We start from the raw sequence: 20,068 nt of genomic DNA on the forward strand, positions 1-20,068 counted from the left end.
TAATGATTTGCATTTTCTTATATAGCATTTTCAAATTTGAAGTTTATAGATTTTCTAACAAAGTGTCAGTTATAAAATTGACATTATTATAATTCTAAATACTGACTAACATTTCTATTAAATTAAAAAACATGAAAAAAATCAAAAAAAAAAATGTCCTTAGCAATTACTTTAAATAAAAGAAATTGATTAAATCTTGATTATGAGGATAAAAAACAGCTGTAAAAAGTATTACAGCTGTTTCATTAATATAAATTCTAAATTACTGTTTTAGATGCATACAAATTTGCTCAACATTCTCTTTATTTAAAAGTGCACCATGGGTGGTAGATATTGAATGTACTATTATTTCTTTATTCGTATATTCATTCCATCCATAGTCATCATTATCATTAAAGAATATTTCTCCATACTTTTCCACATATGCTGATTTAAACAAGACAATTTTTGCATCCAGTTTTTCTTCTACTTTATTTAAATATGAATAATTTTCATTGTAGAAACTAACTTCCAGACGTCCTCTTAACTCCTGATCACTTATTTTAAATTCCGACTCTCTTAACAATTTACTCAAAGATTCGAGTTGTTCTTCTTTCGATTTATCTTCAAGAGCTAAAATTGAAAAATCAAAATCTTCCCCAAATATTGCTGTTTGTTCTTTTAAAAATTCCCTAAATGATTCATCTTCATTAATTTCGCTATTATCTTCATTTAAAATTCTTCCATCGAAAATTAATAATTCTTCTACATGAAATCCATTATTTCGCAATTGCAGTGCCATTTCATAAGCGACAGTCGCTCCAAATGAATATCCTCCGAGTCGATAAGGGCCATGTGGATCCTTTTTTTGCATTTCTGTAATAAATCCAGAAGCCATTTCTTCAATAGATTCTGAAATTGGTGATTCTCCATATAATCCCGGACATTGAAATGCATAAACAGGCTGATCTTTTCCTAATAGTTTTGTCAGTTCAATAAAACAATTCACTGTTCCACTCCCCGGCGGCGTTAGAAATATAGCTTTTCGACTTCCTTTTTCCTGTAAAGGAACCATAACGCTATTTTTGAAATGATCCTCTGAATGGATGTTAGCAACAAACTCAGCAATAGTTGCATGCTCAAAAACGGTATTGATGCTGAAATCTGTAGAGAATACCTCATTAATAAGAGCTACTAATTTTATAACTAGTAAACTATGCCCCCCCAATTCAAAGAAATTGTCCTGTATTCCTACCTTATCAATTCCTAAAGTCTCCTGCCAGATTACGGCTAGTTGTTCTTCCGTTTCATTACGGGGTGCTACGTATTCTTTACTTAATAATTCTGAACCATCTGGATCTGGTAATGATTTCTTATCCAGCTTCCCATTACTGGTTAATGGCATTACATCTAACACGACCCAGATCATAGGAATCATATACTCAGGCAAATTTAGCCTTAACACTTGCTGTAAAGACTCTTTGTCTAATGCATCTTCCAATACAACATAACCCACTAAATTCTTAGTGCCATTTGCATCAGCTTTAGCCAATACACAACACTGCGTTACTCCTGCTAAAGATGACAATACATTCTCAATTTCGCCTAATTCTATTCGATAACCACGAATCTTAACCTGATCATCTTTTCTTCCGATAAACTCAATAGTACCATCTGGCAACCAGCGTGCCAAATCTCCTGTTTTATATATTCTTTCGCCTGCTTTAAACGGATCATTTATAAATTTATCGCTGGTTAATTCTTCCTGGTTTAAATAACCTAATGCAACTCCACTTCCTCCAACGCATAACTCTCCAACAACTCCTATGGGTACTAAGTTTAATTCAGAATCCGTAACATATACGTGGCTGTTTTTTATCGGTTTTCCGATAGGAAGAGCCTTTACTCTTGCTCCCTCAATGGTATAAGTTGTTGAAAATGTAGTATTCTCTGTAGGGCCATACCCGTTTATAATCTGAAGAGACGGATATAGTTCTTTTAACTTATTGGTATAGGTAAATAAGACTACATCTCCTCCAACCAATAAAGAAATAAGAGGTGCAAAAACAGATGCATCTTCTTCAACTACCTGATGAAACCAGGAAGCGGTCATCCACATAGTAGTAACTTTATGTCTGATTATAAGGTCTTTTAAACTTTTGATCTCTAATAAAGAATTTGTATCTGCTAATACCAACTGACCTCCATTTAATAAAGTACCCCAAAATTCCAAAGTTGTCGCATCAAAAGCAACAGATCCAGTGGACAGCCAAACTGTATCTGAATTTAAAGCAGTATAATCACAACTTGTACAAAGACTAACAATATTACCGTGTGTAACCATCACTCCTTTTGGATTTCCTGTGGTTCCTGATGTATACATTACATAAGCTGTTGAAGCTGGTGCTATTTCACATGAAATAGCTGAAGATTCGTAAGTATAGGATTCTGTAACATCTAAAAGAAAAATAAATTCTGAAACGGATAGTTTAGACAGTAACGCTTCTTCACTGTAAAGAAGAAAGCTCACGTTTGAATCTTCAATTATATAGGATAAGCGATTAGATGGCAATGAGGCATCTAATGGAACATAAGTACATTCTGACTTGAGAATACCAAGCATACTAATGATCATATCAAAACCCCTATCAAACAATATAGCTACTCGCGAATCTTTAACCACACCATTCGATTTCAAATAATGAACTAATTGATTGGAACGTTCCTCTAATTCTTTATAAGTCATCGTATTATTTCCACAAACTAATGCAACATTATCCGGAGTACGCTTCGTTTGTTCTTCTAATAAATCTACTATAGTTTTCTCTTTTGGATAAGCTGTATCAGTATCGTTGAAAATACTTAATAATTGGTATGATTCTTCTTTGGTGAGCATCGACAGATTACTTATTGGCTGGGTAATATTCTCTGTAATACTAATCAACAACTCCTGATAATGCGATAGCATTCGATCTATTGTCGATTGATCAAACAGAGTAGTATTGTAATTTACTCCTAATGAGATACCCTCGCTGTTTTCAGATGCATTAAATATTAAATCAAATTGAGCTGTAGTAAGTTCAGAAGGGTAAGTTGATAACTTAACTCCCTGAATACCTAACTCTTCTTGTACAACTTCTTCAGATTTTGATTCCATCTTTTTAAAATCAAACATCACTTGAAACAAAGGACTCATACCCTTATCACGGGTCGTAACCACACGATCTACAACTTTCTCAAAAGGAGCTAACTGATGATCATACCCTTCAAGAGTGGTCTGTTTTACTCTTGCCAATACATCCTTAAAACTCGGATTCCCACTTAAATCACTACGAAGTGCCAGAGTATTCACAAAAAAGCCGATCATACCCTCTAAATCCGATTGCGTTCTATTGGCTATTGGTGTTCCTACGCAAATGTCTTCCTGACCACTGTAACGAGACAACAAAGCTTTAAAAGCGGATAATAAAAGCATAAACAGCGTTACGCCTTCTTCTTTACATAATTGCTCTAATGAAGTCCTTATTTCCTGATTTAGCATTAAAAAAGTAACTGCCCCTGCATTGCTCTGCATAGAAGGACGGGTATAATCTGTAGGCAATGACAAAGTGCTTACTCCTTTTAGTTTGGATTCCCAGTATGATAATTGATCCTCTAAAACAGTCCCCTCTAAATATTTGCGCTGCCAAATAGCATAATCGGCATATTGTAAACTAAGCTGAGGTAAAATTGCTTCACGACCAGATTCAAAGGAACTGTATAATTCCATAAAGTCATTGACCAGAATCCCCTCTGACCAACCATCACTGGCGATATGATGAAACACACATACCAGAACATACTTCTCATTGCCTAAGGTATACAAACATGCTCGCAGTTTATAGTCTTTAGATAAATCAAAAGGTTTATTGGCATAGTCTGCTATATGATTTTTTAATGATAGTTCATCCGATACAATCTCCGCATCCAATGACCAGTGATCTGCACTTATAATTTCCTGATAACCGATACCTTCTTCTGATAAAATCATACTGCGTAAGATCTCATGGCGCGAAACAATCCCATGAAGGGTTTGTTTTAGTATCGATACATTTAGGGCTCCCTCTAAACCAAGAACGATAGGGATATGGTATTCGGTACTGCCGTGAAGCTGATCCAAAAACCATAGTCGTTCCTGACTAAAAGATAATGGAATACATTCTGGACGGTCTCCACCTGTAATACCGGGAAGTAAAACAACATCTGACTGAGATGACAAATGTATCCCTAGTTCTGAGATTGTGGCATATTCAAATATTTCACGAATAGAAACTTCTGTTATCAATTCCTTACGGATCATTGAAACTAAACGTGTGGCCAGTAAACTATGACCGCCCAGTTCGAAGAAGTTGTCATGAATTCCTACTTGCTCTATGCCTAACAGGTTTTGCCAGATTTCAGCTAACTGTAATTCTGTTTCACTGCGTGGAGCTACATATACTGTACTGGATAAGTCTGAAATATCAGGATCCGGTAATGACTTTTTATCCAGCTTTCCATTACTGGTTAGCGGCATTTCTTCTAAAGCAACCCATAATTGGGGAACCATGTATTCTGGTAAACTTAACTTTAATTGTTTTTGTAATTTCTCTTTATCTAATGCCTCTTCCAATACCACATAACCTATCAAACGCTTATTGCCTGCTGTATCTTCTTTGGCCAGGACACAACATTGACTTACACCTGTTAAAGAGGACAGCACATTTTCAATCTCTCCAAGCTCGATGCGATAACCACGAATTTTAACCTGATCGTCTTTCCTGCCTATAAACTCTATATTACCATCTGGCAACCAACGTACCAAATCACCTGTCTTATAAATTCGATCGTCTTCTTTAAACGGATTCGCTATAAATTTTTCCTTTGTTAAATCTCCCTGATTTAAATAACCTCTGGTAACCCCTGCTCCACCAATACACAACTCTCCGATGACTCCTACAGGTAAAAGCTGATCGTGATTATCCAAAATATAAACTTGAGTATTATTAATAGGCTTACCAATAGGAATCTTAGTTATTGGAGTATTTAATACTTTATAATTAGTGGCAACTACAGTAGTTTCTGTTGGTCCGTAATTATTATAAATAGCAATATCGCTTGATTTACTTAAGTGTAGTACATCTCCGCCTGTTAAAACAATAATATTAGGTAAAGATATTTCTTTGTCTACAAAACTCTCACATACTAATGTAGGCATGTAAGTATGTGTAATAGCATGTTGGGTTAAAAAAGTAAAAAGCTTATCCAAATCGTAACGATATTTTTCTGAAATAGGATATAAACAGGCTCCAGAAAGCAAGTATGGATATATTTCCCAAACACTAGCATCAAAACCAACCCCTGAGAATAGAGTACCTCTACTTTGAGCAGTTACAGAATACGCAGATTGATGCCAAAAACATAAATGAACCAAGTTTCTATGCTCAACCATAACTCCCTTAGGTTTACCCGTACTACCCGAAGTATAAATAACATATGCCAAGCCAGCAGGAGTTGTAATTATTTCAGGTAAATCAGCAGAATACGAAGTAATAACTTCTTTGAAAGTATCTAATAACAAATTATCTACAACAATAGTGCAATTACTGTCATTCTTTATATACATTTTTCTTTCTTCAGGAAAATTAGGATCGATGGGAACATAAGCCGATCCCGTTTTCAATATCGCAAGAAGTGAAATAATTAACCAATCACTGCGATCTAAAACTACTCCAATTAAACTATCCTGACTAATGTTATTATTCGATAATAAATAGTGTGCCAACTGATTGGAGCGCTGATCTAATTCTTTGTAGGTTAGCTTTTCATCTTCATAAACAACTGCAACAGCATTAGGTGTTTGCTTAACCTGCTCGATAAATAAATCAACAATTGTTTTATCTGATGGATAGGCAGCTTCAGTGTTATTGAAAACATTCAATAATTGATGCTCTTCTGCCTGGGTAAGCATCGACAGAGTACTGATTGGTTGTTTGATATTGCCAACAATACTAGCAAGTAACTCCTGATAATGCAGCAGCATACTCTCGATTGTAGCCTTATCAAATAAAGCTGTACAATAGTTTAAGACTAATGAAATACCATTGTTATTTTCTGATGCACTAAATGTCAAATCAAACTTAGAACTAACCGTATCAAACTCATATTCAGAAATAATGATATCATCTAATTCGCTCTCTTTTTGGGCTTGATTATCTCCTTCATTTTGTAATACAAACATCACCTGAAACAACGGACTCATACTCCTATCACGGCTTGTAACCACACGATCAACCACCTTCTCAAATGGGGTTAATTGATGATCGTAACCTTCTAAAGTGGTTTGTTTTACTCTTGACAACACATCCTTAAAACTCGGATCGCCGCTCAAATCACTGCGAAGCGCCAGAGTGTTGACAAAAAAGCCAATCATTCCTTCTAATTCTGCTTGCGTTCGATTTGCAATTGGTGTTCCAACACAAATGTCTTCCTGACCGCTGTAACGCGACAACAAGATCTTAAAAGCGGATAATAAAAGCATAAACAAGGTTACTCCCTCCTCTTTACAGATAGCATTTAATGAAGTTTTAAGCTTCTGGTCTAAGGCTAAAGAGACAGCTGCTCCCGCATTGCTCGGAACTGAAGGACGGGGATAATCTGTTGGTAAGGACAAAGTGCTTACGCCACTTAGTTTGGATTCCCAATACGACAACTGATCCTCTAAAACTGCTCCTTCTAAATAGTTACGCTGCCAAATCGCATAATCGGCATATTGTAAACTAAGCTTAGGCAGAACTGCTTCACAGCCAGATTCAAAGGAACTGTACAGTTCCATAAACTCATTCACCAAAATTCCCTCCGACCAGCCATCACTGGCGATATGATGGAAAACACAAGCCAGCACATATTTCTGATTCCCTAAAGTGTATAAACACGCTCGCAGTTTGTAATCTTTCGATAAATCAAAAGGTTGGTTGACATAGTCGGCGATCTGATTTTTTAATACGAGTTCATCCGATATGATCTCTGTATCCAGTGACCAGCCTTCTGCACTGATGATTTGCTGATAAGCGATACCTTCTTCGGATAAAAGCATGCTGCGTAAGACCTCATGACGTGAAACAATACCATGCAGGGTTTGTTCTAGCAGCGATATCTCTAAAGCGCCTTCTAAACTCAGAACTATAGGAATATGGTATTCGGTACTGCCCTGAAGCTGATCCAAAAACCATAGTCGTTCCTGACTAAAAGATAAAGGGATACGCTCCGGACGCTCTCCCCCTGTAATAACCGGAAGTAAAATACCTTCTGACTGAGATGATAAATGAGTTCCTAATTCCGAAATTGTGGTATGTTCAAATACTTCACGGATAGAAACTTCTCTTTTTAAATCCTTACGAATCATCGAAACTAAACGCGTAGCCAGTAAACTGTGACCGCCAAGTTCGAAGAAGTTATCATGAATTCCTACTTGTTCTACCCCTAACAGGTTCTGCCAGATTTCAGCTAATTGGGTTTCTGTTTCGTTGCGGGGCGCTACATATTCTTTACTCGATAGTTCTGAACCATCCGGATCTGGTAATGCTTTTTTATCCAGTTTTCCGTTACCGGTTAATGGCATTGTATCTAAAGTTACCCATAATTGAGGAACCATGTATTGTGGCAGACTTAATTTTAATTGGTTTTGTAATTGCTCTTTGTTCAATGTTCCTTCTAAAACTACATAACCAACCAGACGTTTATTGCCTGCTGTATCTTCTTTGGCCAGAACACAACATTGTGAGACTCCTTCTAAAGAAGATAAGATGTTTTCAATCTCACCTAATTCTATTCGATAGCCGCGAATTTTAACCTGATCGTCTTTTCTGCCGATAAACTCAATATTTCCATCGGGTAACCAACGTACTAAATCACCTGTCTTATAAATTCGTTCACCTTCCTTAAATGGATTACTTATGAATTTTTCAGATGTAAGCTCAGGCTGATTCAGATAACCACGACCTACTCCTACTCCGCTAACCCATAATTCTCCTATTATACCTATTGGGCACAAATTCTCAAAAATATCTACTACATATAGAGACATATTGGCTACTGGTTTCCCAACAGGAACAATAGTACTTTTTGGAGCTTCTTTCATGATATGAAGACTTACGTCATCCGATGCCTCTGCCGGACCATAAGCATTTACTACAGGAATAGAAGGGTACACAGAAAACCATAACTGCAATAGTGATGTAGTAGCTGCCTCTCCGGTAATTAAAAAATAATGTAAATCTTCCAATCCTTTTCTTGAACCTGTCTCTAATAAACTCAACAAGTAAGAAGGAACTAATTGAAGATGTGTAACTTGATATATTGCTAAAGCGTCTTGAAAATCAGAGATATCTAAGATCATGCGTTCACTATAAATAGCTATGCGAGCTCCACAAAGTAAACCACTTAATAATTGCCATACCGAAATATCAAAGGTGAATGGTGCTGTAAAAGCTACAACACTATTATTATCCATTTCTAACTCATCTACCATTACCAAAAGGTGATTTAATAAACCACAATGATCAATCATTGCTCCTTTAGGAACTCCAGTACTACCTGAGGTATAAATCACATAACTCAAAGAATTAGATGAATAAGATAAATCTAATGAATCAACTGAATAGTTATTATAAACAGCAGTAGAACCTCCTAATACTATGGTAGTGACATCTAATGCTAAAGAGTTCAAAATATTCTTTGTAAAACTATCAGTAAGCAACAAACTACATCCTATATCTTTAACAATATAAGAGATACGGGTTATTGGATAATCTGGCTTAATTGGAACATAAGCACCACCTGATTTTAAGATTCCAAGAATACCTATCAGCATCTCAAATCCTCGTTCCAGACAGATCCCCACCAGATCATCGGGTTTTACACCCTGCTCACGCAAATAATGCCCCAACTGATTAGAACGTTGGTCTAATTCTTTATAAGTTAGCTCTTCATCTCCATAAACAACTGCAACAGCATTAGGTGTTTGTTTAACCTGCTCTTCGAATAAATCAACTGCAGTCTTATCTAGAGGATATGCAACAGCCGTGTTATTGAAAACATTCAATAATTGATGTTCTTCTGCCTGGCTAAGCATCGACAGATTACTGATTGGCTCAGTGATATTTTCAGTAATACTTTGTAATAATTCCTGATAATGCAGCAACATACGGTTGATTGTAGCCTCATCAAATAAAGCTGTGCAATAATTTACCGTTAATGAAATACCAGTGCTGCTCTCGGATACACTGAAAGATAAATCAAACTGAGCTGTAGCAATATCAAAAGGATAATCTGAAAGCGCAACTCCTTGTATGCCTTTTTCCTGTTCTCCAATATCTCCTGATTTTGATTCCACATTATGAAAATCAAACATCACCTGAAACAACGGACTCATGCTCCTATCACGGCTTGTAACCACACGATCTACTACCTTCTCAAATGGGGTTAACTGACGATCGTAACCTTCTAAAGTGGTTTGTTTTACTCTTGACAACACATCCTTAAAACTCGGATCGCCGCTCAAATCACTGCGAAGCGCCAGAGTGTTGACAAAAAAACCAATCATTCCTTCTAATTCTGCTTGCGTTCGATTTGCAATTGGTGTTCCGACACAAATGTCTTCCTGACCACTGTAACGCGATAACAAGATCTTAAAGGCTGATAGTAAAAGCATAAACAAGGTTACTCCTTCTTCTTTACAGATAGCATTTAATGAAGTTTTAAGCTTCTGGTCTAAGACTAAAGAGACAGCTGCTCCTGCATTGCTCGGAACCGAAGGACGGGGATAATCTGTTGGTAAGGACAAAGTGCTTACGCCACTTAGTTTGGATTCCCAATACGACAACTGATCCTCTAAAACCGCTCCTTCTAAATAGTTACGCTGCCAAATCGCATAATCGGCATATTGTAAATGAAGTGTTGGTAGATTAGGGGTGCTGTTGGATTGTAATGCACTATATAATTGTGTAAACTCATTCACCAAAATTCCCTCCGACCAGCCATCACTGGCAATATGATGGAAAACACAAGCCAGCACATATTTCTGATTCCCTAAAGTGTATAAACACGCTCGCAGTTTATAGTCTTTTGATAAATCAAAAGGTTGATTAACATAGTCGGCGATCTGATTTTTTAAGACGAGTTCATCCGATATGTTCTCTGTATCCAGTGACCAGCCTTCTGCACTGATGATTTGCTGATAAGCGATACCTTCTTCTGATAAAAGCATACTGCGTAAGACCTCATGACGCGAAACAATACCATGCAGGGTTTGTTCCAGCAGCGATATCTCTAAAGCGCCTTCTAAACTCAAAACTATAGGAATATGGTATTCGGTACTGCCCTGAAGCTGATCCAAAAACCATAGTCGTTCCTGACTAAACGACAAAGGAATTCGCTCCGGACGCTCTCCCCCTGTAATAACTGGAAGTAAAACACCTTCTGACTGAGATGATAAATGAGTTTCTAAGTCTGAAATCGTGGTATAGGCAAAAACATCCGCAATTTCAATCTCTTTAGAGAGTTCTTTACGGATCATCGAAACTAAACGCGTAGCGAGCAAACTGTGACCTCCGAGTTCGAAGAAATCATCATGAATTCCTACTCGTTCTACCCCTAACAGGTTTTGCCAGATCTCGGCTAGCTGTGTTTCTGTATCATTACGAGGAGCTACATATTCTTTACTCGATAGTTCTGAACCATCCGGATCTGGTAATGCTTTTTTATCCAGTTTTCCGTTATCAGTTAATGGCATTGTATCTAAAGTTACCCACAATTGAGGAACCATGTATTGTGGCAGACTTAATTTTAATTGGTTTTGTAATTGCTCTTTGTTCAATTCTCCTTCTAAAACTACATAACCAACCAGACGTTTGTTGCCTGTTGTATCTTCTTTAGCCAGAACACAACATTGATTTACACCCGCTAAAGAAGACAAGGCGTTTTCAATCTCCCCTAATTCTATTCGATAGCCGCGAATTTTAACCTGATCGTCTTTTCTGCCGATATATTCTATGTTCCCATCCGGAAGCCAGCGTGCTAAATCCCCTGTCTTATACATTCGTTCGCCTTCTAAAAAGGGGCTGTCGATAAATTTCTCATTTGTTAGTTCTTCTCGATTTAAATATCCTCGCGCTACCTGAATACCTCCTACACACAATTCTCCTGTTACTCCTATTGGTAATAATCCTAAAGCCTCGTTTACTATATAGATATGGGTATTTCCCACTGGACGGCCTATATGGATGCGATCTAAGGATTCATAGTGGGTAACCTCTAATACACTACAGCCAATAGTGGATTCAGTAGGTCCATATTCGTTAAACAGTTTAACCGATGGATCCAATTCTCCTAAATGAGACAGATCGGAATGGGTTAATTGTTCGCCACCGATGATGAATCTTTTTAATGGAGAATGACCTAAGTCTCTGAAAAAGGACAAATGTGACGGGGTTAATTTTATAGAGGTAATAGCATCATTTGAAACAATGGCCTTCAATACGGAGCTAACATCATTATCTTTATAGATGTGCAGTTGTCCTCCTGTTAAAAGTGTCAAATAGATACTGGTCTGGGTTAAATCAAAGGATAAGGAGCTAAATAGGGGGAAACTCTGAGCGTTATCCCCGTCTCCATAATGTGAGATACTGTACGATAAGTAGTTCACCAAACTGTTATGCTCGATCATTACTCCTTTTGGATTTCCTGTACTTCCTGAGGTATAAATGACATAAACCAAATCTGATAATTGGATGGTGTTGGTTTTTAAAGCCGGGAATGATGAAGCCTGGCTTAATACGCTATCAAATTCTACGTCGATAGAAAAAATAGGAACTGCATATTCTATTACATCAAATAAGCTTTCCGATTCTATAATCAGTAATTTTACATTAGCATCTTTGACTAGAAAAGATTTGCGATTCTCCGGATATTCTTTATCGATCGGAAGGTAACAAGCACCCGCTTTTAGTGTTCCAATTATTGAAATAATAGACCAGATACTGCGATCTAACATCAGACCTACAATATCATTGGAGGTGACATGGTAGTGATTTTGTAAGTATAGCGCCAGGTCATTGGATTTTGCATCTAATTCCTGATAGCTTAATGTTTCGTCTCCACAAACAACTGCGATAGCAGCCGGGGTTTTCTTTACCTGCTCTGTAAATAAATCAACTATTGTTTTATCTAATGGATATGCTGCAGTTGTGTGATTGAATACATTGAGTAGTTGATGCTCTTCTGCCGGAGTAAGCAGAGACAGGTTTTTTACAGGCTCTGTAATATTCTTTGCAATATTTTGTAACAGTTCCTGATAATGCAATAGCATTCGCTCTATTGTTGTTTTTTCAAATAAAGCGGTGCTGTATACCATGTTCAATGAGATACCTCCCTGGTTTTCTGATATATTGAACAATAAGTCAAACTGAGAATTTACCACTTGGGTATCATAAGAGGATAAGCTGAGACCTTTTAGAGCAACAGGGTTGCTTTCCTGATTATTCTGTAAAGAAAACAATACCTGAAACAATGGACTCATGTTTCTATCACGGGTTGTAATTACCCGATCTACTACTTTCTCAAATGGGGCTAACTGATGGTCGTAGCTCTCTAAAGTGGTCTGTTTTACTCTTGACAATAGATCCTTAAAACTCGGATTGCCGCTTAAATCACTGCGAAGGGCCAGGGTGTTGACAAAAAATCCGATCATGCCCTCTAAATCCGATTGGGTTCTATTGGCGATTGACGTTCCTACGCAAATGTCTTCCTGACCGCTGTAACGCGATAATAAGACTTTAAAAGCCGATAATAATAGCATAAACATCGTTACGCCTTCTTCTTTACAGATCGTGTTTAATGATGCGCTCAGCTTTTGGTCTATCTCTAAAGAAACAGCTGCTCCTGCATTGCTTGGAACCAAAGCACGGGCATAATCTGTTGGTAAGGATAAAGTGCTTACTCCTTTTAGTTTGGATTCCCAATAGGATAACTGATCCTCCAGAACTGCTCCTTCTAAATGTTTGCGCTGCCAAATGGCATAATCGGCATATTGTAAATGAAGTGTTGGTAGATTAGGGGTGCTGTTGGATTCAAAGGAACTGTATAGTTCCATAAATTCATGAACCAAGATTTCCCCCGACCAGGCATCACTGGCGATATGATGGAAAACACAGGCCAAAACATATTTCTGATTCTCTAAGGTGTATAAACACGCGCGCAGTTTATAGTCTTTAGATAAATCAAAAGGTTTATGGGCATAGTGGGCGATATGATTTTTTAATACTAATTCATCCGATACCGTATCCGTATCCAGTGACCAGCCTTCTGCACTGATGATTTGCTGATAACCGATACCTTCTTCTGATAAAAGCATGCTGCGTAAGACTTCATGGCGCGAAACAATACCATGAAGAGTTTGTTCCAACAGCGATATATCTAAGGCCCCTTCCAAACTCAAAACTATAGGGATATGGTATTCGGTACTGCCTTGAAGTTGATCCAAAAACCATAATCGTTCCTGACTAAACGATAAAGGAATACGAGCCGGACGTTCTTCTGCAACAATACCTGGTAATAAAACCACTCCAGACTGTGCCGCTATATGGGCTGCTAAGTCTGAGATTGTGGCATGTTCAAATACTTCGCGGATGGATACTTCTATTATTAACTCCTTACGGATCATTGAAACTAAACGCGTAGCCAGTAAACTGTGACCTCCGAGTTCGAAAAAGTTATCATGAATCCCTATTTGTTCTACACCTAACAGGTTTTGCCAGATTGCTGCTAATTGGGTTTCTGTTTCATTGCGCGTAGCGACGTATTCGGTACTCGATAAGTCTGAACCATCCGGATCCGGCAATGCTTTTTTATCCAGCTTTCCGTTACTGGTGAGCGGCATTTTTTCTAAAGTCACCCACAATTGAGGAACCATGTATTCCGGTAAGCTTAATTTTAATTGGTTTTGTAATGTCTCTTTGTTCAATTCTCCTTCTAAAACTACATAACCTACCAGACGTTTATTGCCTGCTGTATCTTCTTTGGCCAAAACACAACATTGGTTTACGCCCGCTAAAGAAGATAAGGCGTTTTCGATCTCGCCTAATTCTATTCGATAGCCGCGAATTTTAACCTGATCGTCTTTTCTGCCGATGTATTCTATGTTGCCATCCGGAAGCCAACGCGCTAAATCGCCTGTCTTGTAAATTCGCTCTCCCTCTTTAAATGGATTTGCTATAAATTTTTCCTTTGTTAATTCTTCCTTGTTCAAATATCCTCGGGCTACCTGAGCTCCTCCAATACACAATTCGCCAATTACGCCTATTGGTACTAAAATATTTGAAGCATCAAGAATATAGATCTTCGTATTATCCAGAGGCTTCCCAATATTAGTATTCAAATCTCCTTCCTTAAAGTTGTGCATTGTAGCACATACAGTACACTCTGTAGGTCCGTATCCATTAACCAGTGTTCCTGTCTCACTCCATTCATTTAGCGTATTGTAAGAAGAAACACCACCTCCAATATGAACGCTTTTCAAAGCTGGTAATTCTTCCCATGCTAATTGTCCAAATAAATCTGAAGGTATAGTCAGATGGTTTATTTCATTTATTTTAATATAATCGACAAGTGTGCCCTCTTTTTTAATTTCATCATCAATTATATGCAACACGCTCCCTGAAATTAGCGATGGGTAGATTTCAGAAACTGACGCATCAAATGATAAAGAAATTAGTTGGGAAAATACCGTAAACTTATTAGTTTGAAAAGTATTAATTATATTAAAGCATAAGTTTATAACCGAGCGATGCTCTACCATTACTCCTTTAGGCTTTCCTGTTGTCCCTGATGTGTAAATAACATAAGCTAAATCATCTGCTTTTATAACAATTTCAGGTAAATGATCCGGATAATTAGACCTTTCTTTTTTAAACAAATCCAGGAATAACTCATCTATGATAATACAACAGTTACTATCTTTTTCAATATATTCTTTTCTTTCTGCCGGATAATTAGCATCTATTGGTACATAAGCCGATCCCGTTTTTAATATTGCTAAAAACGATATAATTGACCAGTCACTACGCTCTAAAGTTACTCCAATAAAATTATCCTCATTGCTTTTAATATGTGCTAATAAGTAATGTGCTAATTGATTTGAAATTTCACCTAACTCCTTATAGTTTATTTTTTATCTTTATAAACTATAGCTATGGCATCTGGAGTCTGCTCAACTTGTTTTTCGAACAAATTTACTAGCGATTTGTCTAAAGGATATGCTACTTGTGTAGTATTAAAAATATCTAATACTTGATATTTTTCTTCTTTGCTTAATATACTTAGAGTTTCAACAGCTACTTTTTCATTTGTAGCTGCTTCCATAAGCTGATTCAATGCTTCTTCCATATAAGCAAGTATGCGATCAGCACTTATACTTTCATCGACTAATACTTTTAATCCAAAATCAACACCAAAATCATCTACACTTAAATTAAATGGATAATTTGTTTTTTCATGGCTTCCAATAACCGTAATACCTAAATCTATGTTTCCAGTATTATTTTCTTCTGATAAAGATGATGAAGAATGACGGTAATTTAACAGTGCACTAAATAAAGCTGTCTCATTTGAGATACTACTCCAATGATGGATTTCGGATAAAGGAGTTTGCTCATAGGATAACAATTCTTCCAATTTTATCTTTACTTCCTCTAAATATTCTTTAACAGTCCCTTTTATTTTCAAAATAACCGGAAGGGTGTTGATAAACAAACCTAAAGAATCCGCGGCCCCCAAAGAGCCTTGCAAACGCCCCGAAAATAAAGAACCAAAGACAGCATATTCTCTATTACTGCATTTAGCTGTAACTAAACCAAAAGCGGCATGAAATAATATTGCAGGACTAATACCAAGTTTAAAACAGGTATTACGCAATGATATACTAACATCACGAGAAAGGAAACTAATGGACTGCTCCAGACTACCATCGCCTAAAACATTGGATAAATTAAATGGATACGTTGGTTCTTCTATTCCTTCAAATAAAGATTTAAAATAGGATTCACCATCATTGATTGCTTGTGCATATAATGTGTGGCCAATAAAATCACGGTATAAAACCGGAGTTGGAAGATTTGTTCCTTCTCCTGACAGATACAACATTATTTCCTGAGTAATAACCTCTAAACCAACATGATCCATTATCAAATGATGTTGATACACTATTAAGTAGTAACATTCATTAATTGGATCATCAGCCGATTTCAATTCTAATAATGGAGCTTTTGAGATGTCCATCCAGTGACTACCAGAAGTGATAAGTAGTTCCAATTGTGGTAAAATAGCTTTGGACTTATCTAAATCTAAATCATCTACTACTAATTTTGCTTCTCGTAATACTACCTGAACAGCATTTGGCAGGTCATCACTCAAAAAGCAAGTACGTAAAACATCATGACGGTTCACTACAAATTGCAATGCCTTGATAAAAGCCGCTCTCTTTGCCGAATCAGAAAAGGAAAGCAAACTTGGAACAATGTAGAGGTCTCCCTGATTAGGATCGCTCATCAAATTATGAAAATGAATTCCTGCCTGTAAGGGAGATAATGGATAGATGTCTTCAATATTTGAAACACCACCTGGAACCATTGTTACTAATTGATCTAAATCATCCTGACTAAAATCACTTAATAAGGGTACCATAGATGGAATAATACGATCACTTGTAATTTTAATTCCATTAGGAGGAACACTATAAACTAAAGATATAGAAGATAACTTATCACTGATGGACGCTATCGTAGGACCAGCAAAAATATCTTTTACTTTTATATGAAAATCCAACGCTTGCAAGCGGGATATTAATTGAACAGCTAATAAACTATGCCCTCCAAGCTCAAAGAAATTATCATGAATCCCTATGTTTTCTATACCCAATAATCCCTGCCAAATCGTTACTAATTGATTCTCTGTTTCGTTTCGAGGAGCAATATATTTACTGGTTGACAACTCTGAGTTTTCCGGGTCTGGCAATGCTTTTTTATCCAGCTTACCATTAGTGGTTAATGGCATTACTTCTAAAGTCACCCACAATTGTGGAACCATATACTCAGGTAAACTTAGCTTTAATTGGTTTTGTACTATTTCTTTATCAAAATCACCCTCAGGTACCACATAACCAACTAAACGTTTGGTGTTATTTAAATCTTCTTTGGCTAAAACGCAACACTGGGCAACTCCTGATAATGATGATAATACATTTTCAATCTCTCCTAATTCAATACGATAGCCCCGAATTTTAACCTGATCATCTTTTCTGCCTATAAATTCAAGGTTGCCATCTGGTAACCAGCGTGCCAAATCTCCCGTTTTATAAATTCGCTCTCCTTCGATAAAAGGATTGTTTATAAATTTTTCTTTGGTTAATTGTTCCAGATTTAAATAACCTCGTGCTACTCCTGCTCCTCCCACACATAATTCACCTACTACTCCAACAGGTAAAAGATTGTGTTCCTCATTCATCACATACGCCTGAGTATTATCAATAGGTTTCCCAATGGATACCCTATTTTTTATACCTCCCTGGAAAGTCGTAGAACAAATACTTGCTTCTGTAGGTCCATAAGCGTTAATGTAGTTGTAATGCTCAGAAAATCTCTTCGCTACTTCTAAAGGTATTGACTCTCCTGCAGTAACCAGAGTTTTAATACTTTTTATATCCTCAACGGCTAATAATTGCAAAAATGCCGGTGGCAAGGTTGCAAAAGTAATAGTGTTATTTGCTATAAAGTTTCTAAAAAAGGTAACATCTGATTTTGCTTCTTCTTTTATAATGCATAAGCGACTGCCACTCAAAAGAGAAATACCTATCTCCCAAATAGAAGCATCAAACGAAATACTCGCAAATTGCAGACAGCTATCCTTATTGGTAATTGAAAAAGCAGAAATCTGAGATAGTATTGTATTGACAATATTTCCATGTTCAATCATTACCCCTTTTGGTTTACCCGTACTACCCGAAGTGTAAATAATGTATGCCAAATTATCAGGGCTTGTATTTATTTCAGGTAAGTCATCAGAGTAATCGGAGCAATTCTTTTTGAATGTTTCCAGTACTAAATCATCTATAACAATAGAACAGTTACTGTCTTTCTTTATGTATTCTTTTCTTTCCTCAGGATGATTCGGATCTATCGGAACATAAGTTGCGCCAATTTTTAATATTGCTAAAAATGAAACAATTAACCAATCACTACGGTCTAAAACAACTCCAATTTGACTGCCCTTATTTACGTCATTACTAGATAATAAATAATGCGCCAACTGATTGGAGCGTTTATCCAATTCTTTATAACTTATTCTCTCCTCTTCATAAACTACTGCAATATCATCTTGAGATTTTTTAACTTGTTCAGCAAATAAATCTATTAGTGTTTTATCTTTGGGGTATGAGACATTTGTATTATTAAATTCATATAATAATTGATGCTCCTCCTTGGTTGTAAGCATAGAGAGACTGCTTATTGGTTGCGCGATATTATCTGCAATATTTACCAATAATTCCTGATAATGCAGTAGCATTCGATCTATTGTAGACTTCTCAAATAAAGCCGTACAATATACCATATCGAATGAAACACAATTATCACTTTCAGAAGCATTTAATGCTAAATCAAATTTAGAAGTAATTGTATCAAACTCATATCTTGATAACGTAACTCTTTCTAAAGCTTCTCCATCTTCTTCAGATGCATTAGATGCGTTCTGTAATGCAAATAATACCTGAAACAATGGTGTCATACTCATATCCCGAGTCGTAATCACCCGATCGACTACTTTTTCAAATGGTGTGAGTTGATGATCGTATCCTTCCAAAGTTGTCTGCTTCACTTTTACCAATACCTCCCTGAAACTTGGGTCACCACTTAAATCACTACGAAGGGCTAAGGTATTCACAAAAAAGCCGATCATACCTTCTAACTCTGACTGAGTTCGATTGGCTATTGGCGTTCCTACACAAATATCTTTTTGACCACTATATCGAGATAACAATACTTTAAAAGCTGTTAACAAGAACATAAACAAGGTAACCCCTTCTTTTTGACAGATCAAATTTAATGAATCACTCAACTCTTTAGTTAATTCTAAAGAAACACTGGCTCCTGCATTGCTCTGTATCGAAGGACGAACATAATCTGTTGGCAAGGATAATGTACTTACATCGCTAAGTTTTCTTTCCCAATACGATAACTGATCCTCTAAAACAGCACCTTCTAAATACTTGCGCTGCCAAATGGCATAATCGGCATATTGCAAACTAAGCTCTGGTAAAATTGCCGGGCGACCCGAGTGCAAAGCATTGTACAATTCTATAAATTCATTTGTCAAAATTCCCTGTGACCAGCCATCACTTGCAATATGATGAAAAACAATTGCTAAAACATATTGCTTGTTTCCCAGATCATACAAACATGATCTTAATTTGTAATCTTTAGATAAATCAAAAGGTTTATTCAGATAATCCTGCAGACTGCTTTCAAGCATTGATGCATCCTTCATTTCCAACTGATCAAGCGACCAGCCCTCTGTGCTGATAATTTCCTGATAACCGATTCCGTTTTCTGATAAAAGCATGCTGCGTAAGACTTCATGACGCGAAACAATCTCATGCAGGGTTTGTTTCAATATCGATAGATCTAATGCTCCCTCTAAACAAAGAACCGTAGGAATATGATATTCGATACTGCCTTGCAACTGATCCAAAAACCATAAACGTTCCTGGCTAAACGATAAAGGAATCTGCTTGATGGAATCTCGATCGTAAGGAGTAACTTTAGGTAACGTTTTTTTTCTGCTTTTTATGTGACCTTCCTCAATATATTTAACTATTTGAACTTTATTATCTTTTATTTTTTGTAATAAATCGGTATCAATAGAAGCCACTGATTTAACTGTCAAGTTTCCCTTGTTTACTTCTATTTTTACTTTTTTGTTATGAGCTTCTTTTAAAATACTTAAAATTTCTATATTCATGTTT

Annotated in this window: 2 protein-coding genes; both read right to left on the minus strand. The window is 36.6% G+C overall.

The window, feature by feature from the left end; genetic code table 11:
* Positions 1-262: 262 nt before the first annotated feature.
* On the minus strand, positions 263-15,220 hold the full coding sequence (locus tag M4I44_RS16680) for a non-ribosomal peptide synthetase (RefSeq protein WP_256472506.1): 14,958 nt from the start codon (positions 15,218-15,220) through the stop codon (positions 263-265).
* Positions 15,217-20,064: a non-ribosomal peptide synthetase gene (locus M4I44_RS16685; protein ID WP_249965448.1), complete on the minus strand. Its 4,848-nt coding sequence runs from the start codon at positions 20,062-20,064 to the stop codon at positions 15,217-15,219. The genes M4I44_RS16680 and M4I44_RS16685 overlap by 4 nt, the downstream gene beginning before the upstream one ends.
* Between the last annotated feature and the right edge of the window lie 4 nt (positions 20,065-20,068).

The organism is Flavobacterium sp. B183 (assembly GCF_023539155.1).
GTDB lineage: Bacteria > Bacteroidota > Bacteroidia > Flavobacteriales > Flavobacteriaceae > Flavobacterium > Flavobacterium tructae.